Genomic DNA, 21,087 nt, shown 5'->3' on the forward strand with positions numbered 1-21,087 from the left:
AGACTCAGTATATGCGATAGATGATTGAAGGTTAGTTTTTGTCGGCCTTATCGTAAGCTTTAATAATGAGCACCGCCCAAATGATCACACAAATTGCTACAAAACCAGAAAACCAAAAAACAATAGCATTAACGTCCATTCTTAATCTGTTTTATAAAGATCGCAATTCCCAAGAGCGTTGGTGCCCAAAGTCCAACAAATATGGCGTGCATTTGATAGCCTTTCAAAAACAGATACTCTGCAACAATAATAATTAAGGCGCATAGTGCTAACATAAAAAGGTTGGGGACTCCAATTTTTTTAATAAAATCCATGATGAGGGTTTTGATAGGCTCTAAAATACTAAAAATATAAGGAGTTAAGGTGTGGGGAGTACAAAAACAAGTTTATGATATTTTAAAGGTCCATAATTAGATGTTAGCCTAGACTCGTAAAGCGGAACGGTGCTGATATGGGTTACCTCCTGAACGTCGTAATGATAAAACCACATGGTCGATAGTGAACGTCATTCACGTTTTTGTCATGTCGAATGTAATGAGACATCACATCATCTTTTACCATAGGCCTCCCCTGTAATGGGATTCCTCCTAACGTCGGAATGACAAATTGGAATGGAATGACAGAGCGTATAAATCCCCCAATTTTTAATATTAATCCCAATTTATGCGTAATCTTGATCCTTTAAAATCCCACAACAATTGTTCTTAATCCCATAAACCACAAGGAAGTATTGGACAAACCTTCTAAAAACCGAAAAACCCGAACATAAGTTCGGGTTTTTGATGGTGGTGCCTCCAGGAATCGAACCAGGGACACAAGGATTTTCAGTCCTTTGCTCTACCAACTGAGCTAAGGCACCAGTCGCTAATTTGCGAACTTGTCAGATTAAAATATCATATTTCAATCATCCAAGCGGGTGCAAATATAAAGGCATTTTTATTATTCGCAAAAATAAAAGATATAAAAATTGCTTTCGTAAATTTACAGCTTTAATTTTTGATATGAATTTAATTGTAGATGTTGGCAATACACTTGTCAAAATTGCTGTTTTTCAGAACGATACCCTTGTAGAAAAACAAACGGTGGAAATTTCTGAAGTTGATGATTTACAGAAAAATTTTTTTCAGGACTACCCAAATATTCAAAAATCCATCCTTTCTTCGGTAGGAAAATTGCCAAAAGAGGTGCTTGAGAACCTCAAAAACCAATGCGACGTGATGATTTTGGACGCCAATTTAAAGTTTCCATTCAATAATCTTTACGCTACACCTAACACATTAGGTGTAGACCGGATGGCGCTTGTATCGGCCTCCGTGAAACATCATCCCAATCAGAATGTACTTATTATTGATTCAGGGAGTTGTATTACGTATGATTTTATAACTAAGGATAATGACTATTTAGGGGGCGCCATTTCTCCCGGCATCCGGCTGCGTTACAAAAGTTTGCACGACTTAACGGCGAATCTGCCCTTGTTAGATACGGAGATGCCAAAAGCAATCATTGGTGATACTACGGCGGCGGCAATTCACTCAGGCGTTGTGTTGGGAATTATCAAAGAAATTGACGGAGTCATAGAGGATTATCGCGAAAATTATTCAGATTTAACAGTTATTTTAACAGGTGGTGACGCCATTTTCTTGTCAAAGCAATTAAAAAATAGCATATTTGCCAACTCGAATTTTCTTTTAGAGGGATTGAACTTTATATTAGAATATAACACACACTAATGATAAAAAAACTTGTAATAGTTTTCATCACCGTTTTCGCCATTCAGGCGCACGCTCAAACGGGAACAGCATCACCTTATTCTTTCTACGGAATTGGATCTTTGAAATTTAAAGGGACAGTTGAAAACAGGAGTATGGGCGGACTGAGTATTTTTACGGACAGTATTCATGTCAACTTGCGTAACCCTGCGGGATATGCCGGGAACAACCTTAAGATTTGGAACAATGAAAGTAGACCTGTGAAATTTACGGTAGGTGGGAGCTCCAGTAATTTGAATTTGAAGTCAGATGATGGGAGCCAAAAAGCAAATTCAACAACTTTTGATTATTTAGCACTGGCTGTACCCATGGGGAAATTCGGAATGGGCTTTGGTCTATTGCCGTATAGCGCTGTAGGTTATAAATTGGAGTCCTCTAATTCTGATGGTAATTTAGAAAACCGTTATAGAGGAGAAGGCGGTCTTAATAAAGCTTTTTTAGGATTGGGCTACCAAATAACATCTGGTTTAGGAGTTGGTGTTGATGTCAATTATAATTTTGGAAACATTCAGAACAGTGCCCTTCAGTTTGGTTACTTAGATGGAAAGCCACTGCAATATTCAACCAAAGAGAACAACCGCTCTGATTTGAGTGGGATGAATATGAACTTCGGCTTGAGTTATAAAACAATGGTAACGGACAAGTTGCAATTGACCACAGGAGCCACCTATATGCCAAAGAGCACTTTAAGATCTGACAACAAGCGGGCTTTTTCAACTGTTGTGGTCAACCCTGAAACCGAACAGGAAATTACCGTAAATTCTCTAGAAGCTAATTTGGGTGAAAAGAATTTAGCACGTACTGATTTAACTTTGCCATCCCAATATTCTTTTGGTGCAGGTCTTGGTCAACCACAAAAATGGTTTGTGGGCGCTGAATATACTTTACAAAACACCAGCGAATTCGATAATCCTATCTTTAGTATCACAAATGCTAAATTTGTAAATGCCTCAACTATCGCTTTGGGCGGATTTTATATTCCACAATATAATTCTTTTTCAAGCTACTGGGATAGAATCGTTTATAGAGCTGGGGTTCGCTTTGAGAACACAGGGCTAGAGATAAATAATGAGACCATTAATGAGTTTGGCATATCTTTTGGAGTTGGGTTACCAGTTGGAAACGTTTTCTCTAATGCCAATATAGGTTTTGAGGTCGGTAAGAAGGGAACAACAGATGCAAATTTGATTCAAGAAAATTTTATGAATTTGCAAATTAGTTTATCTTTAAACGACAGATGGTTCCTAAAACGAAAATATAATTAACTGAATAAAAATAAGACGATGAAAAAACAAGTTACTTTAATCCTACTTACATTGTTCATGGGTTTCAATGTTGGGTTTGCACAACAGGATGAAGAATGTATGCTGAACTTAACCTTGCTAAACGATTACGCAAAAAGCAAGAAATACGATGAAGCTTACGAGCCCTTCAAAAAACTTCGTAGCAAATGCCCAAAATTCAATTATGCAATCTATTACTATGGTGAGAGAGTTTTAAAGCATAAAATTGAAAACACTTCAGGTACAGAGCAAGTTACTTATGTTAATGACTTGATGAAACTTTGGGATGAAGGTCTTGTAAACTTTCCTAACAAATACCAACCTGGAGATATTCTACAGGATAAAGCTATGTTGAAGTATGACAATAGAGAAGCTTTAGGCTTAGGCAACAAACAAGTGTATGATGCTTTTGATGAGGTTTACAAAACAGCACCTGAAAGCTTTACAAATCCTAAAGGTTTATATGTGTATTTTTCAACTATCGTTGATATGCATGATGCTAAAGAAGTAGAAGTATTAGATGTCTTTAATAAATATGACGACGTTTCTGATAAGATTGGTCAAGAAATTGACAACTATACTTTAAAGTTAAACCCTCTTGTTGAGAAAGAAGAAGCTGGTGAAACTTTAGATAAAAAATCTGAGCAATACAAAAAGCAATATGAAAGCTATTTAGAAGCTTACGATAAAATTACTGGTAGTATTGATGCAAAGCTTGGTAAATTGGCTAACTGTGAAGTGTTGATTCCCTTATACAATAGAGACTTTGATAAGTATCAAACTGATGCAGTGTGGTTGAAACGTGCGGTAAGCAGAATGTACAATAAGGAGTGTACTGATGATCCGTTATACACGAAGTTGGTAAAAGCTTATGATGCATCGTCGCCATCAGCAGATACGAAATTCTTTGTATACAACTTGTTAATGAAACAAGGAAAGGAAAAAGAAGCGAAACCATATTTAGATCAATCTTATGATTTGGAAAAAGATCCATTGAAAAAGTCTAAATTGGCAATGAATTTTGGTAAGAGTTTAAAATCTCAAGGCAACTACGGTGCTGCAAGAAATTACTTCCAAAAGTCGTTAGCTTTAAACCCATCAAACGGTAGAGCTCATATTGAGATAGCCAACATGTATGCGGCAAGTGCAAACAACTGTGGAGATACCCAATTTAATAAGAGAGCAGTATTCTGGTTAGCTGCCTCTGAAGCAAGAAAAGCAGGTAGAGTTGATGCCAACTTACAATCTTATGCTGAAGGTTTAGCCGCGAATTTTGAAGGTAAGGCACCACAAAAATCGGAGATCTTTGCTGAAGGTAATGGTGGGTCTACGATTAGAATTGGATGTTGGATTGGTTCAAGTGTGACCGTCCCAAAAATCTAAATGAAATATTTTTCGTCATATAAATTATTCAACATAGTCATAGCTTTCGCTATGACTATGTTTTTTTCGTGTAAAAACAACTTTAAAGAGGTGCAGCAAATAGGTGTGCTCCAGAATGAACCTATTGGTGTAGCGGAAGACATGAATTTGAGATATACCGATTCTGGACGCTTAAAGGCCAATTTAATAAGTCCTAAAATGTTGGATTTTTCTAATCGGGATTTCTCCTACAATGAATTTCCGGACGGCGTCATTCTCAATATTTACGATGAGCGCAACAAGAAAAGTGTCATTGTTGCTGATTATGCGATTGTGTATAATGACACAGATTTGATCGATTTAAGAGGCAATGTCCTTATTACGACAGAAACCAAAGACAGTATTTTTGCGCAGCAGTTGTTTTACGATCAAAAGCGCGATTGGGTGTTTTCTAATAAACCTGTTAAGTATGTTTCAAAAAAGGAAATAATTACGGGTAATGCATTTGATGCAAATCGAGACTTTAATAAATATGGAATTTCAGAAGTTACAGGTATTCACTATTTAGACGATGATTCCGAGCAGTAAAATTTCTTCCCATTAACTATTCTTCCATTTATAAATTCGTTTGTTTTATAGTTTACTTCAGATAAATAAATAGTTATCTTTGCTTTTAATTATAAGGATTCATTAAAATGCTTCAAAAAATTATTCAGTACGTCTATTTGTTTATTGCGGTCTTCTTTATTTACGAGACAGTTAGGTTATGGAATGAAGACCGATCAAAGGCATATATGCTATTGTTCTTCTCAGTTTTAGCTGTTGGAATGTATTTCTTTAAAAAGCATTTCAGGAAAAAAATGGATAATAACCAGTAACCTATGGACAGTAATGCCCTTATCATTATTTTGTCCCTTATTTTATCAGCGTTCTTCTCAGGCATGGAAATTGCCTATGTGTCCTCTAACAAGATTCACATAGAAATTGCTAAAAAGCAAAATGATTTTCTAGCTAAAACCCTTACTAAACTTACGGCTAAGCCATCAAAATTTATAGCGACCATGCTTATTGGAAACAATATTGCTTTGGTAGTTTATGGGTTTTTAATGGGTGATAAATTAGTCAATTGGTTCAAATCTTTGTTGCCAACGGATTATGGTTTTTTAAACTACATGTTGAACGATTTGAGTTTGTTATCCCAAACCATCATTTCAACCTTATTGATCTTAATTACTGCCGAATTTCTTCCAAAAGTATTCTTTCAAATTTATGCCAATTCACTGCTGAAGATACTAGCAGTACCCGCCTATTTTTTTTACGGCCTATTTTCTTGGGTCTCAGATTTTATCATTTGGATTTCCAATATGATCTTAAAACGTTTCTTTAAAACTGGCGGCGATGATGTACAATTGGTAATGACAAAAGTAGAGCTGGGCAATTACATCAGTGAGCAAATGGAATCAGTTGAAGAGCACGATGAAATTGATAGTGAAATACAAATTTTTCAGAATGCACTTGATTTTTCTGAAGTAAAAGCCAGAGAAGTCATGTTGCCCCGTACTGAAATTATTGCCGTAGACATTAATGATTCCATTAAAAATCTGAATGGTTTGTTTACCTCATCTGGTTTATCCAAAATTGTGGTGTATAAAGACTCCGTAGATGATATTGTGGGGTACGTCCATTCCTTTGAGCTCTTTAAGAAGCCTAAAGACATTAAATCTGTAGTGATGGCGGTGGAGTTCGTGCCCGAAACAATGTTGGTTAAGGACGTTTTAAATGTGCTGACTAAAAAACGCAAAAGTATTTCTGTGGTTATTGACGAGTACGGAGGCACTTCAGGGATCATTACGGTAGAGGATATTATTGAAGAGTTGTTTGGTGAAATTGAAGACGAGCACGATACTATTGAATTGATTGAAGAAAAGATAGATGATACCAATTATAAATTTTCAGCCCGTCTGGAAGTCGATTATATTAATGAAGCATACAAATTGGACCTTCCTGAAGGTGAAAATTATGAAACTTTGGGCGGCTTAATTGTAGACGAAACTGAAGAAATCCCGCATGTTAACGATCAAATTCAGATTGAAAATTATTTGTTCACAATTTTAGAAGTCTCTACCACAAAAATTGATTTGGTATCTCTGCGAGTTCTCGATGAAGATTAGTTTTTTACTGAAATCGGAATTCGTACATCACCAATCACCAATCACCAATCACCAATCACCAATCCCCAATCCCCAATCCTCATATTTCAAGGGCTAGGACAAACAATTCAATATTAAATTAATAAAATAGACTTCTACTTTTATTATTTGATAGAAATTGGTATTTTCGCGCACTTATATTTTCTAACTTATACAATAAAATGGCAGTTTTAAATAAAATTAGACAACGCTCAATTTTCCTTATTGCAATTATTGCAATGGCCTTATTTGCTTTTGTACTTTCTGACTTGTTCAGAAACAGCAGCGCGTTTGGTCCTCAGGATACCATTGCTACAATTAATGGTACTGATATTAAGCGTGATGAGTTTATGAGCAACGTTGAAAACATGCAACGTCAAATGGGCCCTAGCGCTACATCTACTCAAACAATGAACAGAGTTTGGGAACAGGAGTTAAGACGTGCTGTGTTGGAAAACCAATTCGACGATTTAGGACTTTCTGTGGAAAAAGATCAAATGAGAAATCTTTTGAGAAACAGTTTTTCTACTTATCCTGAATTCACCAATGAAGCTGGAATTTTTGACGAGAATAGATTGAATGAATTTATTGTCAATTTAAAGGCTATTGCTCCTGAAAGAGCTCCCTTGGGTAATTTTCAAATTAATTATGCCGAATGGGTAAATAATGAAAATGCCATTGCCGTTGGTGCAAAAGAGCAAGCGTATTTCAATATGATCAAAGCTGGAGTAGGAGCAACTCTTGCGGATGCAGAAGTTGATTACAACATGGAAAATGCTACGGTGGATGTTAAATTTGTAAATGTACCTTATACCTCTATTGATGATAGTGCAGTGAAAGTTTCAAAATCTGAAATTTCTGATTATATCAGTGCTCACAAAACAAAATATCAAGTTGAAGCTTCAAGAGATATCAACTTTGTTCAATTTGCAGAAGCTGCTTCTTTGGAAGATGAAAATTCAGTAAAGGACAATGTGCTCGCCATGATGGATACTAGAGTTGAATATAACGAAGTATCTAAATTGAATGACACGGTTGTTGGTTTTAAAGCCACAAAGGATGTTGAAGGATTTATCAACGCAAACTCTGATGTAAAGTACACCAATAGTTTTGTGACTAAATCAAGCTTACCAGATGTTGCTCAGGATAGTATTTTTAATCTTGGTATAGGTCAATATTACGGACCTTACAAAGACAACAACATGTATAAAATCAGTAAAGTTGTTGAAGAAAGATTTATGCCAGACTCGGTTAAGTCTAGACATTTATTAATTCCTTTTGTTGGATCGCGTGCTGCTGATGCGTCTACCGTACAAACAGAAGCTGAAGCAAAAGCTACGGCAGATAGTTTATTGAATGTCATTAAAGGTAACCGTTCAAAGTTTGTCGATCTACTTGATTTCTCTATTGATAAAGTAAGTAATGAAAAAGAAGGTGTTTTAGATTGGTACGCTTACAACTCAATGGTACCTGAATTTAGAGACTATACGTTTGAAAATAATAAAGGCGATTTAGGTATTGTTAAAACTGATTTTGGTTTCCATGTTGTAGAAATCTTAGATCAGAAAGAAAAATCCCGTATGGTAAAAGTGGCAACACTTGCTCAAACAGTTCAACCATCTGAAAACACCATTGACGATGTCTTTAACAGAACTTCAAAATTTGAAATTGCCCTACAGGATAAAGATTTTCAAGCAGTAGCTAAAGAAAATGATGTTGTGGTGAGACCAGTAAATAATATTAAAGAATTAGACGAAAACATCCCAGGATTGGGAAGCCAAAGAGCAATCGTTCGTTGGGCATTTGAAAATGGCACTAAAGTAGGAGACTACAAACGTTTCTCTATCCCAGGTTTAGGCTACGCAGTGGTACAAGTGTCTGCAGTTAATAAAAAGGGTTTAATGACTCCAGAAGCTGCTTCAGCATCTGTTATTCCTGAAATTAGAAAAGAGAAAAAAGCAAAAATGATCCGTGAGAAAATCTCTGGCTCTACAGTAGATGCCGTTGCAAAAAGTCAAAATGTTGCAGTGTCAAATGCGAGTGCTGTAAACATGAAAAACCCAACCCTTTCTGGCGCAGGTTTAGAGCCTAAGGTTGTTGGAGTTGCTTTCGGATTAAAAGAAGGAGAGACTTCTAAATTAATCGATGGCAATAAAGGTGTCTTTATGGTGCAAGTTTCTAAAAAGACGGCTGCTCCTAAATTGGACAATTACCAAGCTATTGTAAACCGTATAAACGGTGCTCGTTTAAATACGTCGCAAATGAAAGCTTATGAAGCGTTAAAAGAAATTGCTGAGATTGAAGATAACAGAGCTACGTTTTACTAGTAGTTATCATACTATCCTATAAAAAAAGAGGGCTTAAATTTTAAGACCTCTTTTTTTATGTTGCATTTTTCTACGTTTTACGTTTATAAAACCATTTCAGCGTAAGGAATGATAGTGTGATAGCCCTTATCCTTAAAATAGGCTTCAGGTTGCGCCTTGGACGCTACCAATACAAAATCACCGCCCCATGCTCCCAAACTTTTAATGCTCCCCTTAAAGTCGCTAAAAAGGCGCTCCTTTACGGGTTGTTGCTTAATGATGTTGGCAATTATGCTTTCGTGGCTGTCCATTAAAAACTGAAATGTTTCTAAGGTGGTGCTGCTTAGCATCGCATTCGTGATTGTAGTGATTTCAGAAATGGCCTTTGAAATGTTATTTTTTTGGTTTTGGTAAGCCGCAATACCGTCTCTACTGTTCTGTTTCTTATTTAAAAACACAAAATACAAATGCTGTTGAAACACCGGATTAAAAGTGCGTTCAATGATGGTTCTGTCCTGAGCTTCCAGCTGGTAGGTTAAAGGAGCGTTGTGCTTGGCACAGGCAATATCATAGCCACTCCCACCAAAAGTAGCTTTTAAAAGCGTATAGGCATCTATTTCTGACCATTGCGCGATATTGTTGATCAGCGTGGAGGACGTTCCCAAACCCCAATTTTTAGGAAAATCGTTTTTGGTAACAATGGTGATTCCTTGTTGTTCACCTAAAATTTCAGGATTTTGATTTTTGGCTGCATTCAATATCTGCAGGAGACGTGCCGCAATAGCATTGTCGTTGGTCGTCTTTACTTTTAAAGCGTCGTCTATTATCAATTCCGCTTCAAACCAAACCTTACCTTGATGATCCAAACTTTTCCATTCCAAATATTTCTGATCATTCGGTTCCACGGTCAGCGATTGGCCGTATGAGGTAGGGATTGCCAAGGCCAAGGCACCATCCAAAATCACATATTCTCCTGTTAGGAGTAATTTGCCGTTGCTATAAAAAGTGTTGCTTGTAGAGTTCAAAGTATTTTACTAATGTAATGAATATGACTATAAACCGAAGTGGTGTGCTAGTTGTTGCGCATCATTCTAAGGTTGCTGAGTGCCGCTTCAACCGCGCTATGAGTTACGGTGTTATTTTTAAAATGCGCGACGATTGTTTCTTTCTCCTGTGCAGTTGCGTTCTGTTGGTTTAGCATGTTCATCAAATGCATTTTCATGTGTCCTTCCTGTATGCCGGTTGTGGTTAATGATCTTAACGCCGCAAAATTTTGGGCCAATCCTGCTGCTGCGACAATTTGCATCAATTCTTTTGCCGTAGGATGATCAAGCATTTCTAAGGCCACTTTAACCAGAGGATGTAAATTGGTCAAGCCTCCAACTGTGCCAAGTGCTAACGGAATTTCCATCCAAAATCTAAACACATCATCTACAATTTCAGCATGGGAAAGGCTGCTGTAAGCGCCCTGTCGTGAGGCGTAGGCATGTACTCCCGCTTCTACCGCTCTAAAATCGTTGCCTGTGGCCAACACGACAGCATCAATACCGTTCATGATACCTTTGTTATGGGTAACGGCTCTATAAGGTTCAATTTCTGCAATCTTTACCGCTTGTACAAATTTCTGGGCAAAATCGTGAGGAGCAATAGAGTGATCTTCACTTAAATCTTTCACCGGGCAGGATACTTCAACTTTGACCAAGCAATCTGGTACATAGTTAGAGAGAATGCTCATCACAATTTGAATATGGCTTTCTGCCTCTAGAAAATCGTCAAAATGCAATGCTTCCGACTTAAAGGTTTTGGCAAACTGTTCCAAACAGGAATTGATAAAATTAGCACCCATCGCATCCAACGTTTCAAACGTGGCGTGAAGTTGGTAATAATCCTCTAAGGCTTCCGTTTTGTTGATCAATTTGATATCCAAAATACCACCACCCCGCTTTTTCATACTCTTAGTGATGTGCTGGGAGTCTTCAAAAAGTTTCGGTTTCACCGTTTTAAAAAACTTTCGTAGCTTATCAAAATCACCATTGTACATAAAATGGACCTGACCAATCTTGGTGGTAGAAATCACTTCGGTTTTAAATCCGCCACGGTCCAACCAAAATTTAGCGGCCTTACTTGCTGCGGCTACCACTGAACTTTCTTCAATGGCCATTGGGATGGTATATAGCTTTCCGTTGATTAGAAAATTAGGAGCAACGCCAAACGGTAAGTAATAATTGGTTATAGTGTTTTCAATAAACTCATCATGAAGCTGTTGTAGCTTTTGGTCTGTATTCCAGTATTGTGTAATGGCTTGTTTAGCGGAATCTGCATCTGTGAAGTAAGTGGCAGCAATCCATTCAATTTTATCTAATTTTGAAAGTTTGGAAAAGCCTTTAATTGGTTTACGCATAAGGAATGTTTATAAATACAAAGATAGTATTCTAGTTATGATTATGAAGCGGCAATCTCTAGCTTTACGTTTTTAACTATTAAAGGTTAGTGTTTTTGCAGAATTTTTAGTAAACTTGACAGCATTTTATAAGAAATAATCCCCTAATGAAGTATTTAAAAAGTTCCTTGTTTTTCTGCCTATTGGTAACTGTTTTAGCATCAGCCCAAAACAAGGAAATCACCCTCGATGCCATTTGGAATGGTACGTTTAGAACCGAAGGAATGCAGTCCTTACATTCCATGAATAACGGCAAACAATATTCGGTTCTCAATAATGAAAAAGGTTCGACCGCCATTGACGTGTATGATTATAAAACACTGTCTAAAGTTGAAACTTTAGTGAATTCTTCAAATTTAGACGGCATTACAAGTTTTTCTGATTATACGTTTAGCAACGACGAAAGCAAAATCATCTTGGCGACTGATGTAGAATCTATCTTTAGACATTCTACTTTAGGTGTATTTTATGTGTATGACACATCAACCAAGTCAGTGGTAAAGATTGCGGATGAGAAAATTCAGGAACCTACATTTTCTCCTGACGGCACTAAAGTAGCTTATGGTTTAAATAATAATCTGTATATCAAAAACCTTCAGAACAATCAAACCACCCAAGTGACTACGGATGGCGAAAAGAATAAAATCATCAACGGCATTACGGATTGGGTGTATGAAGAAGAATTCGCCTTTGTGCGGGCCTTTGAATGGAATGCTGACGGAACACATCTGGCGTTTATCCGTTTTGATGAAACTGCTGTGCCTGAATTTTCTATGGATATTTATGGAACGGAACTCTATCCAGATCAGTTAGTGTTTAAGTATCCAAAAGCTGGTGAAGCGAATGCATTGGTTTCATTGCATATTTACGATTTACAATCGAAAAAGGTAAACGATGTAAAAGTCACAAAACCGTATTCAGATTTCTATATTCCACGGATTAAATGGACCAATGACGCTCATGTGTTGAGTGCGCAATACACCAACAGACATCAAAATGAACTAGATTTATGGATGATTAACGCTTCTGATATGTCTTCTAAATTGGTATTGGAAGAAAAGGATGCTGCCTATGTGGACGTTACGGATAACCTCACCTTTTTAAAGGACAACAGTTTTATATGGACTTCAGAAAAAGATGGCTACAATCATATCTATCTCTATTCAAAAGAGGGTAAGTTGATTAATCAAGTTACTAAAGGCCCATGGGAAGTCACAAATTACTACGGATTTGACGAAAAGAATAATACCATCTTTTACCAATCAGTAGAAAATGGATCTATAAATAGAGATGTCTATTCCATAAAAACTAACGGTAAGAACAAAAAGCGCTTAAGCCAACAAGACGGAACTAATTCTGCCGATTTTAGTTCAGATTTCACTTATTTTATCAACACCTATTCCAGTGCTAGCACAGCCCCAACCTATACGCTACATACTGCAAAAGATGGGAAGTTGGTAAAAGGAATTAAGGATAATGTGGCATTAGAACACAAGTTAGAGGCCTATAAGCTTCCGGCCAAAGAATTTAGCACCGTTCAGGTTAACGGAAACGTATTGAACATGTGGATGATTAAACCGGCGGATTTTGATGCCTCTAAAACCTATCCATTGTTCATGTTTCAATATTCAGGACCTGGATCGCAATCTGTAAAGAATTCATGGAATAGTGCCAATGATTATTGGTATTACTTTTTAGCGCAGCAAGGCTATATTGTAGCATGTGTAGACGGTAGAGGAACCGGATTTAAAGGTGCTGAATTTAAAAAAGTTACTCAAAAGGAATTAGGTAAATATGAAGTAGAAGACCAAATTGAAGCCGCTAAATTATTAGGGTCACGTCCTTATATTGATCAAGATCGTATGGGAATTTGGGGATGGAGTTACGGCGGATTTATGAGCAGTAATGCCTTATTTAAAGGAAATGATGTGTTCAAAATGGCCATTGCCGTTGCTCCGGTGACCAGCTGGCGTTTTTACGATTCCATTTATACGGAACGGTACATGACTACGCCTCAGGAAAATCCTTCAGGATATGACGAGAATTCACCAATACATCACGTTGATAAATTAAAAGGAAACTTTTTATTAATCCATGGTTCAGGTGATGATAATGTGCATGTTCAAAATACGATGCAAATGGTTGAAGCTTTAATTCAAGCCAACAAACAATTTGAATGGATGATTTATCCGGATAATGACCACGGTATTTACGGTGGTAATACCCGTCTGCATCTGTATACCAAAATGACGAATTTTATTAACAACAACCTATAAACTAAAAAACCTTTAAACTAAATTTTAAGTATGAATCAAGATAATGATCCAGGATTAATCGTTCACCTTCATAAGCAGGGTATTGATGATAAAATGGTAATGGGACACCCTGCCGGGTTATTCGTATTATTTTTTACAGAGATGTGGGAGCGTTTCAGTTACTACGGAATGCGTGCATTGTTGACGATATTTTTAGTAAGTGAATTGATCAGCGGAGGCTGGGGATGGAGCAATGAAGAAGCTTTAAAGTTATATGGACTATACACTGGATTGGTCTATTTGACGCCGTTATTGGGTGGTTTTATTGCCGATCGTTTTACGGGGTATAGAAAAGCGATCCTTATTGGTGCAGCAATTATGACCTTAGGTCACGCCTCTATGGCGCTCGAAGGTTTTACGTCTTACTTCTTTTACTTAGGATTAGGGCTTATGATTTTAGGTAATGGAATGTTTAAACCGAATATTTCTTCAATGGTCGGCCAATTATACCCGGATAACAGCAATAAAAAGGATGCAGGCTATACGATTTTCTATATGGGAATTAATGCCGGTGCATTTTTAGGAATGTTACTGTGTGGGTATATTGGCGAGAAAGTCGGATGGCATTTTGGCTTCGGTTTAGCCGGGGTTTTTATGTTCTTCGGAATGTTGCAATTCTATTTTGGGCAAAAAATATTTGGAAGTGTTGGAACACATGCTACACAAGAGCAGAAATTGGCCATCGCTGAAAGAGAAAAGGATGACGAAGTATTAGCGCCACACATCGTAAAAGACCGTCTGATTGTTGTATCAGTCTTAATGATCGCCAGTATATTTTTCTTTTTCGCCTTTGAACAGGCAGGGGGGTCGATGTCATTGTTTGCTAAAGATTATACACAAAGAGCTTTAACGGGAAGTTCAGGAATCATCTTTAAATGGGTTGATGCCTTACTTACCATTTTCCCGATGGCTATAGTTACTTATGTGCTCTATGGTTTAGGTAAGAAGATTTACGCAAAATATCCGATGTCCATCATCTTTACCACCATTTCATTTGCAATTATCTGGGGCTTGGGAATATGGAAAGTGTACCGTGAATTCTCTTTAGAGGCTACAGAGGTAACAGTTTCTTGGTTTCAAATATTAAATTCCTTCTTTATTATAACATTGGCATCTTCCTTCAGCAAGCTCTGGGAAAAAGTATGGGATCCTTCCGGACCGGTTAAATTTGCTTTGGGGCTTATTTTAGTGGCTGTTGGTTTCTTTGCACTTTCTTACGGAAGTATGAGTATACCGCAAGGTGCTAAAACGGCATCAGTGAGTATGATTTGGTTAATTATCGCGTACTTCTTCCATACGATGGGAGAATTGTGCTTATCTCCTGTGGGATTATCATACGTGAGTAAACTGTCACCAAAAAAATTCGTAGGAATGTTATTTGGTCTTTGGTTTACTGCCTCAGCAATTGCCAATTTTATCGCTGGTTGGACAGGTGCCTATATAGACAAGATTTCACAAACTTATTCTCTATCCACATTTTTTATACTCATTGCCGCCATTCCTTTATTTGCAGCGGTAATGTTGTTAATATTCAACGGTAAATTGAAGAAAATGATGCATGGAATTAATTAGTAATTACTGTTGAAGATTGCAAGAAAACTAAATATTACAGAGAAGAGAAAGAGTCTATAACAGCAATAGACTCTTTTCTCAATATTATAAAGACCTTTAAAAATTTCACCTGTTTAGGTTTCTGAACATGAAATAATATTAGTATCATGAGGTATGTAAGTGTACCTAAACGAGTTTATAATCACTAACTAATCTATAATCTTATGTCAAGTACAGCAACAATTCAACCTAGTCAAAGAGAACTTTGGGGCCACCCCATTGGACTTTACATCTTATTTTTTACGGAGATGTGGGAGCGTTTCTCATACTATGGCATGAGAGCTTTATTAACATTGTATCTAGTGCAGAAAACCACTGCTGATAATCCTGGTTTAGGTTGGTTGGATTCACAATCGATCATGTTATATGGTTGGTATACCATGTTGGTGTACGTGATGTCAATTCCCGGTGGCATGCTTGCTGATAAAGTGTTTGGCCAGAAAAAAGCAGTGCTTTACGGCGCCCTGATTTTAGTGGCGGGTCACGGCATCTTAGCGTTTGATCAGATGTGGGCGTTTTACACGGGACTAGGATTAATTATCTTAGGGGTTGGCTTGTTGAAACCTAATATTTCTACAATGGTAGGGGGTCTTTATAAAGATGGTGATATCAGACGTGATAAAGGATTTAGCATCTTTTACATAGGAATCAACTTAGGCTCCTTATTAGCTACATTTATTGTGGGCTATGTAGGGGAAACCATCGGATGGCATTACGGATTCGGTTTGGCCGGAATTGCAATGTTATTCGGATTAGCCGTATATCTCTACGGTCAAAAGTATTTGGTGCATGTAGGTAACAAACCTACCGAACAGGAAAAGAAAGAGGATGTGTCTTTAGGACAGTTGTTTTCAAAATTAAGCCAATCGCCTTTACAATTGGGTGTGGTATTACTCATTTGTGCTTACGCCATCTATGCTGGTTTCACCTATGACGGCGTGGATAATTGGGCATACACAGCACTTTACATCTTTATTGCATTGGTGGCCGGCGTAATGATGATGATTTATAAAAATCTAAATACTCAAATACTAAAAGATAGATTTCTGGTGCTTTTATTATCCTTTTTGATCGTCATCGTATTTTGGGGAGCTTTTGAGCAAGCTGGTGGTTTGATGAGTATCTATACTAGTAAAAATACAGATAGAATGTTATTTGGCTTTGAAATTCCTGCAACTTGGTTTCAAGGGTTAAATGCAGGATTCATCATCATTTTTGCAACGCTAGTAGCGGGCTATTGGGCGAAACGAAAATTAAAAGGCAAAGAAGCCTCTTCACTGTTCAAAATGGCAGTAGGGACCATGATTATGGGTCTGGGTTTCGTATTTATGATTTTCGCAGCTAGAGAATACAGTGCCAATGGAAGTTCCGCTATGTATTGGTTAGTGTTTGCTTATTTATTCCATACTATTGGAGAGTTGTGTTCGTCTCCAGTGGCTTTATCTTTTATCACCAAATTGGCGCCCGTAAAGTATGCGTCCCTAATGATGGGGGTCTATTTCGCAGCTACCGGATTGGGTAATAAAGTGGCGGGTATTTTAGGTGAAAATGCATCTGAATATGGCGAATATGCTGTATTTTCAGGAATTACAATTTTTACGGTGCTCTTTGGAATCTTAGTGTTGGCGATGTTAAAACCTCTCAAACGTTTAACCCACGGGGCAGAAGATAATGAACGGGAAATTAAAGAACAGGAGAAATTTGATTTGGCACAAAATGAAAATCACAATTAAATGGGTTAACCCATAGGTAAATGTGTAAATGATGGCATCATATAGATCTGCATTCGTTAAATAAACGTGAAATGCTCCATTTTTGGAGCATTTTTTGTATTAACTTTCTAAATTTGTAAAAAATATTGAATATGAAGAAAATTGGATTGTTGGTGGTATTAGTTATGTTAATGTCATTTAACAGTATCGCACAACAGATTAAATGGGTCACTTTTGAAGAAGCACTAGCCCTTCAAAAAAAGAATCCTAAAAAAATCATGATGGACGTGTATACCAATTGGTGTGGTCCGTGTAAAATGTTGGATAAAAATACGTTTCAGAATCCTGATGTCGCCAAATATGTGAATGCTAATTATTATGCCGTAAAGTTTAATGGTGAAGGAAATGAGATGGTTAAGTACAAAAATAATAGTTATGCCAATAAAGGGTATCGACCTGAAAATGCCAACGGCAGAAACAGTGTTCATGATCTCACCCGTGCGCTACAGGTTAATGCGTATCCAACAATCGTTTTTTTTGATGAAAATGGCGATTTAATTTTTCCAGTTAGAGGTTACCAAAAACCTCAACAATTGGAACTTTACCTTAAAATGTTCTTAAAGGATACTCATAAAGAAATGAAAACCCAAGAGGATTTTAACGCCTATTATACCGCCTTCCAACCTCAGTTTAAAGGATAAATTGTAGAGTTAGAAATTATCTTTTTAAAATAAAAGCACCCTTTTCACTCGTTTTGTGAAAAGGGATTTTTTTTGCCGCACAGGTTGCTTCCCATCTTTGGATATAGGATTTGTAATTACTTCCATCGGCGATGATCATTTTTGGTGGTGAGGTTTCAATCAGTCGGGTTAAATTAATCTTAGGTGAATCCCTCAATAGTACATAATCGGGATGCAATTTGGGGATCCTGAAAACACCTAAACTGTCCACCACTAAAATAGTATGATGGTCAAGCCTATAAATATTTTCTAAGCTATCGTAATGTATGGCCCGTATCGCGTTACCAATTTTGTAATTTCTTATGGAAGTGTTGTTAGAAATTTCATCAGCATTTAAGTTGTGATGCACTTCAAGTCTGGCATTCGACTTGATGGCGATCAATGAGTTTCTGTTTTTATGGAACACCACAAAGGCTTCCGATTGATTGCTGTAGTTGTCGTAAATAGCTGCCAACTGAAAACAGAGCACGCCCACCATTACAAACGCTAAACGCCTAAAATTTTGTCGCCTTATCAGTAACACGAATCCAAAGATGAAGACATAAGCTGCTACGACTTGCAGTAAGCTAAAAGCGATGTCCTTAAACACAAAGCGTTCCTGCAGCGAAACCCAGCCCACAAAATGATTCATGTAGCTAATGATGCTTCCGTACACTTCGGAAAACCACAACGGAAGGAGGTTTACTAAGGCCAAAAAAATGACAATGATTCCCAATCCTAAAATAAGTCCCAAAAATGGTATAATCACCAAATTAGATAAAAAGAATAATCCCGGAAATTGATGAAAGTAAAACAAACTTATAGGGACAACACCAATCTGTGCCGCTAAAGTAACGCTGAGTATTTGCCATATTTTCTTTAAACTTCGAGATTCCGGTTGCCATAGTTTAGCCAGCCATGGTTGAATACTGACAATGGCCAGAACCGCCAAATAACTCATTTGAAATCCGACATCAAATAAAAACATAGGTTTGAAAAGCAAGAGGAAAAACATGGAAATTACCAAGGTATTGTAAATGTTGGCTGGTCGTTTTAAATTCATCCCAATGGCCACCACACTAAACATCATCACGGCTCTGGTTACTGAGGCCGATAGTCCGGCAATGACTGCAAAACTCCATAATAGAAGGACGATTAGAATGGTTTTTATCAGTTTTCCGTGCCGTATATAGTCTAAGCGTTTAAACAGCAAATTGAGCAAATATAAAATTACCCCGACGTGCAAGCCCGACACTGCAAGAATATGAATGGCGCCCGCCCGGGAATAACTGTCATAAATTTCCGAACTGATGTCCTGACGTTGTCCCAAAAGTAGCGCATTGATTAAAGCTAACTCATCAGCTTTAAAGTGTTTAGAATTTAATTCTGTGTTGATGGAACGCCGTAAATTGGCGGCATAACCAAGAAGCGTATGTATTTCTGAACTTATGGGGAGCAGTTGATCACGTTCCGCAAAAATTTGATGGTAGATGTATTGTTTTTCGAGGTGGGCCTTATAATCAAACTGGTTCGGATTGACTGGCGCCTTCAAATCTTGTAATCCAGTAGCAGAAACCAGTATATCATCAACCTGTAATGGGTCATAAAGGGCGTCTTTAGGTAGATTTAAAAGGGTTTTACCCGTTAAGGATTGGTTGTTAATTTGTAAGTTGTCTACACTATATTTGTCGTGATAGGTCGTAGATTTAAGCACTTCCCGGACGCGAAACATCACAGTGGCCGTCGCTTTTTCTGAGGTGTCGAGATGATGTGTATAATGGGTCTTAAAGTTTTTATGATCATGAAATTGGTAGGTGAAGATGCCGATAACAAAAAACGTAAGAAGTGCCACTATTCCAAAACCAACCGATTTGACCAATTGGCCTTTTTCAATAATAAGGATCGCAGCTAGCGCCAAGACTAGTGCACTCAGGATGCCAAGTATGAGCGTTACAGAAACAGAAATATAAGCTGCAAACAAAATGCCTAAGATTAAACTTAGGGTCAGCTTAATGAGCGCGAAATTAAGTAACTTCATGCGCTCTAAATTACTAAAAATAAGTCTTATAGCACACGTCTTGCCTGTACAAAGGCAAAGTACCAATATTTCTCGGCTAGGTTGGATACGATGACCCCACTACTGGTGCTAGCGTGAATAAATTCGACATTGCCATTTCTGGCTTCCGTTACAATGCCAACATGGCTCACTTTACGACTGTTGCCTTGGGTCGCGAAAAATAGGAGATCTCCTTTTGCTACTTTCGGTAAATCAATCCAATCTCCCGTAACGGCCAAATCGCCCGTTGTTCTGGGTAACGGAATATTTTCACTGTTAAATGACGTTACTATTAAGCCCGAACAGTCCATTCCTTTTTTTGTGGTGCCCCCATATTTGTATTTGACACCTTCAAATTTCATAGCATAATCCAGAACATTTTCTGCAACTTGATTTGTCGCTCCTGAAGTTGTGGATCTTGAATCTATTCGAGACGACTTAGATTTTGTGGTGACAATGCGTTTTGAACTTTTGCAACTGCTAAAGGCAACCAAGAGAAGTAGGATTAGGGCAATCTTTTTCATTTGTGAGCTAATTTTTGATAAAAATATCAATTTCTGATCACAATAGCTTGTGTCGTCACTGTTTTATAACAATTAACTTTTGAGAGAAGTGGAGCATCTGTATGTCGTAGATGCCATAATTTTGATGAGTCTTCAGGAAGTTGTCCTCAATCATCATAAATTTTTAAGTGTAAAAACAAATGCTTAGATGACCCGTCTTGCTTCAATAAAGGCATAATGCCAATATTTTTCCGCCATATTGCTCACGATAACCCCATTGCTGGTGCTAGCATGTATAAATTCAACAAAACCATCATGTGCGGTAGTCACTATTCCTACATGACTGATAATTCGGCTATTTCTTCTGGTAGCAAAAAAGAGCAGATCGCCTCTGTCAACTTGCTTGATGTCAACTTTGTCACCCGTAAGTGCGATGTCTCTAGAAATTCGTGGTAAAAAGATGTTTTCACTTTCAAAAGTAGTCACCACCAATCCTGAGCAGTCCATCCCTTCTTTTGAAGTGCCACCGCGTTTATATTTGACACCGTCAAAGGCAAAGGCATAGTCAATAATTCTATCGGCTCTGGAGTAAATGTTTGGAAACGTATCTTCTAAAGGAAATAAATCGATGGTTTGAGGCTCATTGTAAGTAGAAAGCGATGCGCTTAAAGCGATGGGTTTTAAATCTAATTTAAGGGGTTCAGATTTGAATGTTGCAATGCTCTGTGAGGATTTACAACTGCTTAGCGTGATTGCTACAAGCAGAAAGAGGATATTCGATTTCATCTGACTAGAACTACATTTTGATAAAAGTATTGTTGA

16 protein-coding genes and 1 tRNA gene are annotated in these 21,087 nt (G+C 37.5%); 10 read left to right on the forward strand and 7 right to left on the reverse strand.

Annotation, left to right across the window (positions count from 1 at the left end; translation table 11 throughout):
- Positions 1–128: 128 nt before the first annotated feature.
- Both ES711_RS04600 and ES711_RS04605 read right to left on the reverse strand, forming a co-directional pair.
- On the reverse strand, positions 129–314 hold the full coding sequence (locus tag ES711_RS04600) for a hypothetical protein (protein WP_146890669.1): 186 nt from the start codon (positions 312–314) through the stop codon (positions 129–131).
- A gap of 469 nt (positions 315–783) precedes the next feature.
- Positions 784–859: transfer RNA gene (locus ES711_RS04605), tRNA-Phe, on the reverse strand.
- A gap of 142 nt (positions 860–1,001) precedes the next feature.
- Here ES711_RS04605 and ES711_RS04610 point away from each other — a divergent pair.
- From ES711_RS04610 to ES711_RS04640, 6 genes are all read left to right on the forward strand, one after another.
- The gene (locus tag ES711_RS04610) at positions 1,002–1,730 is read left to right on the forward strand and encodes a type III pantothenate kinase (protein ID WP_146890672.1); all 729 of its coding nucleotides are present in this window, start codon (positions 1,002–1,004) and stop codon (positions 1,728–1,730) included.
- On the forward strand, positions 1,730–3,034 hold the full coding sequence (locus tag ES711_RS04615) for a hypothetical protein (protein ID WP_146890674.1): 1,305 nt from the start codon (positions 1,730–1,732) through the stop codon (positions 3,032–3,034). The genes ES711_RS04610 and ES711_RS04615 overlap by 1 nt, the downstream gene beginning before the upstream one ends.
- A gap of 18 nt (positions 3,035–3,052) precedes the next feature.
- Positions 3,053–4,435: a tetratricopeptide repeat protein gene (locus tag ES711_RS04620; protein WP_146890676.1), complete on the forward strand. Its 1,383-nt coding sequence runs from the start codon at positions 3,053–3,055 to the stop codon at positions 4,433–4,435.
- The gene (lptC, locus tag ES711_RS04625) at positions 4,436–5,002 is read left to right on the forward strand and encodes an LPS export ABC transporter periplasmic protein LptC (protein ID WP_146890679.1); all 567 of its coding nucleotides are present in this window, start codon (positions 4,436–4,438) and stop codon (positions 5,000–5,002) included.
- A gap of 293 nt (positions 5,003–5,295) precedes the next feature.
- A complete protein-coding gene (locus ES711_RS04635) occupies positions 5,296–6,585 on the forward strand; it encodes a hemolysin family protein (RefSeq protein WP_146890684.1) in 1,290 nt (429 codons plus the stop codon).
- Positions 6,586–6,785: 200 nt separating this feature from the next.
- A complete protein-coding gene (locus ES711_RS04640) occupies positions 6,786–8,930 on the forward strand; it encodes a SurA N-terminal domain-containing protein (protein ID WP_146890687.1) in 2,145 nt (714 codons plus the stop codon).
- Between the two features lie 83 nt (positions 8,931–9,013).
- Here the strand turns inward: ES711_RS04640 and ES711_RS04645 are convergent, their stop codons facing one another.
- Entirely contained in the window at positions 9,014–9,934 is a 921-nt protein-coding gene (locus ES711_RS04645) for a GYDIA family GHMP kinase (protein ID WP_146890689.1), read from the reverse strand.
- Between the two features lie 47 nt (positions 9,935–9,981).
- A complete protein-coding gene (locus tag ES711_RS04650) occupies positions 9,982–11,310 on the reverse strand; it encodes a hydroxymethylglutaryl-CoA reductase, degradative (protein WP_146890692.1) in 1,329 nt (442 codons plus the stop codon).
- Between the two features lie 146 nt (positions 11,311–11,456).
- Here ES711_RS04650 and ES711_RS04655 point away from each other — a divergent pair, with 146 nt between their 5' ends.
- The 4 genes from ES711_RS04655 to ES711_RS04670 all read left to right on the forward strand — a co-directional run bounded on the left by ES711_RS04655 (position 11,457) and on the right by ES711_RS04670 (position 17,688).
- The gene (locus ES711_RS04655; protein WP_146890694.1) at positions 11,457–13,625 is read left to right on the forward strand and encodes a S9 family peptidase; all 2,169 of its coding nucleotides are present in this window, start codon (positions 11,457–11,459) and stop codon (positions 13,623–13,625) included.
- A 30-nt stretch (positions 13,626–13,655) separates the two neighbouring features.
- Complete coding sequence (locus ES711_RS04660; protein ID WP_146890697.1) at positions 13,656–15,236, forward strand: peptide MFS transporter; 1,581 nt, start codon at positions 13,656–13,658, stop codon at positions 15,234–15,236.
- Between the two features lie 203 nt (positions 15,237–15,439).
- A complete protein-coding gene (locus tag ES711_RS04665) occupies positions 15,440–17,008 on the forward strand; it encodes a peptide MFS transporter (RefSeq protein ID WP_146890700.1) in 1,569 nt (522 codons plus the stop codon).
- Positions 17,009–17,139: 131 nt separating this feature from the next.
- On the forward strand, positions 17,140–17,688 hold the full coding sequence (locus tag ES711_RS04670) for a thioredoxin family protein (RefSeq protein ID WP_146890703.1): 549 nt from the start codon (positions 17,140–17,142) through the stop codon (positions 17,686–17,688).
- A gap of 16 nt (positions 17,689–17,704) precedes the next feature.
- Here the strand turns inward: ES711_RS04670 and ES711_RS04675 are convergent, their stop codons facing one another.
- From ES711_RS04675 to ES711_RS04685, 3 genes are all read right to left on the reverse strand, one after another.
- A complete protein-coding gene (locus ES711_RS04675) occupies positions 17,705–19,744 on the reverse strand; it encodes a ComEC/Rec2 family competence protein (RefSeq protein ID WP_146890706.1) in 2,040 nt (679 codons plus the stop codon).
- 26 nt (positions 19,745–19,770) lie between these two features.
- Entirely contained in the window at positions 19,771–20,286 is a 516-nt protein-coding gene (locus ES711_RS04680) for a C40 family peptidase (protein WP_146890709.1), read from the reverse strand.
- 183 nt (positions 20,287–20,469) lie between these two features.
- Positions 20,470–21,051, reverse strand: a complete 582-nt coding sequence (locus tag ES711_RS04685; protein ID WP_146890711.1) for a C40 family peptidase — start codon at positions 21,049–21,051, stop codon at positions 20,470–20,472.
- Between the last annotated feature and the right edge of the window lie 36 nt (positions 21,052–21,087).

This window comes from Gelidibacter salicanalis (assembly GCF_007997285.1).
Classification (GTDB): domain Bacteria; phylum Bacteroidota; class Bacteroidia; order Flavobacteriales; family Flavobacteriaceae; genus Gelidibacter; species Gelidibacter salicanalis.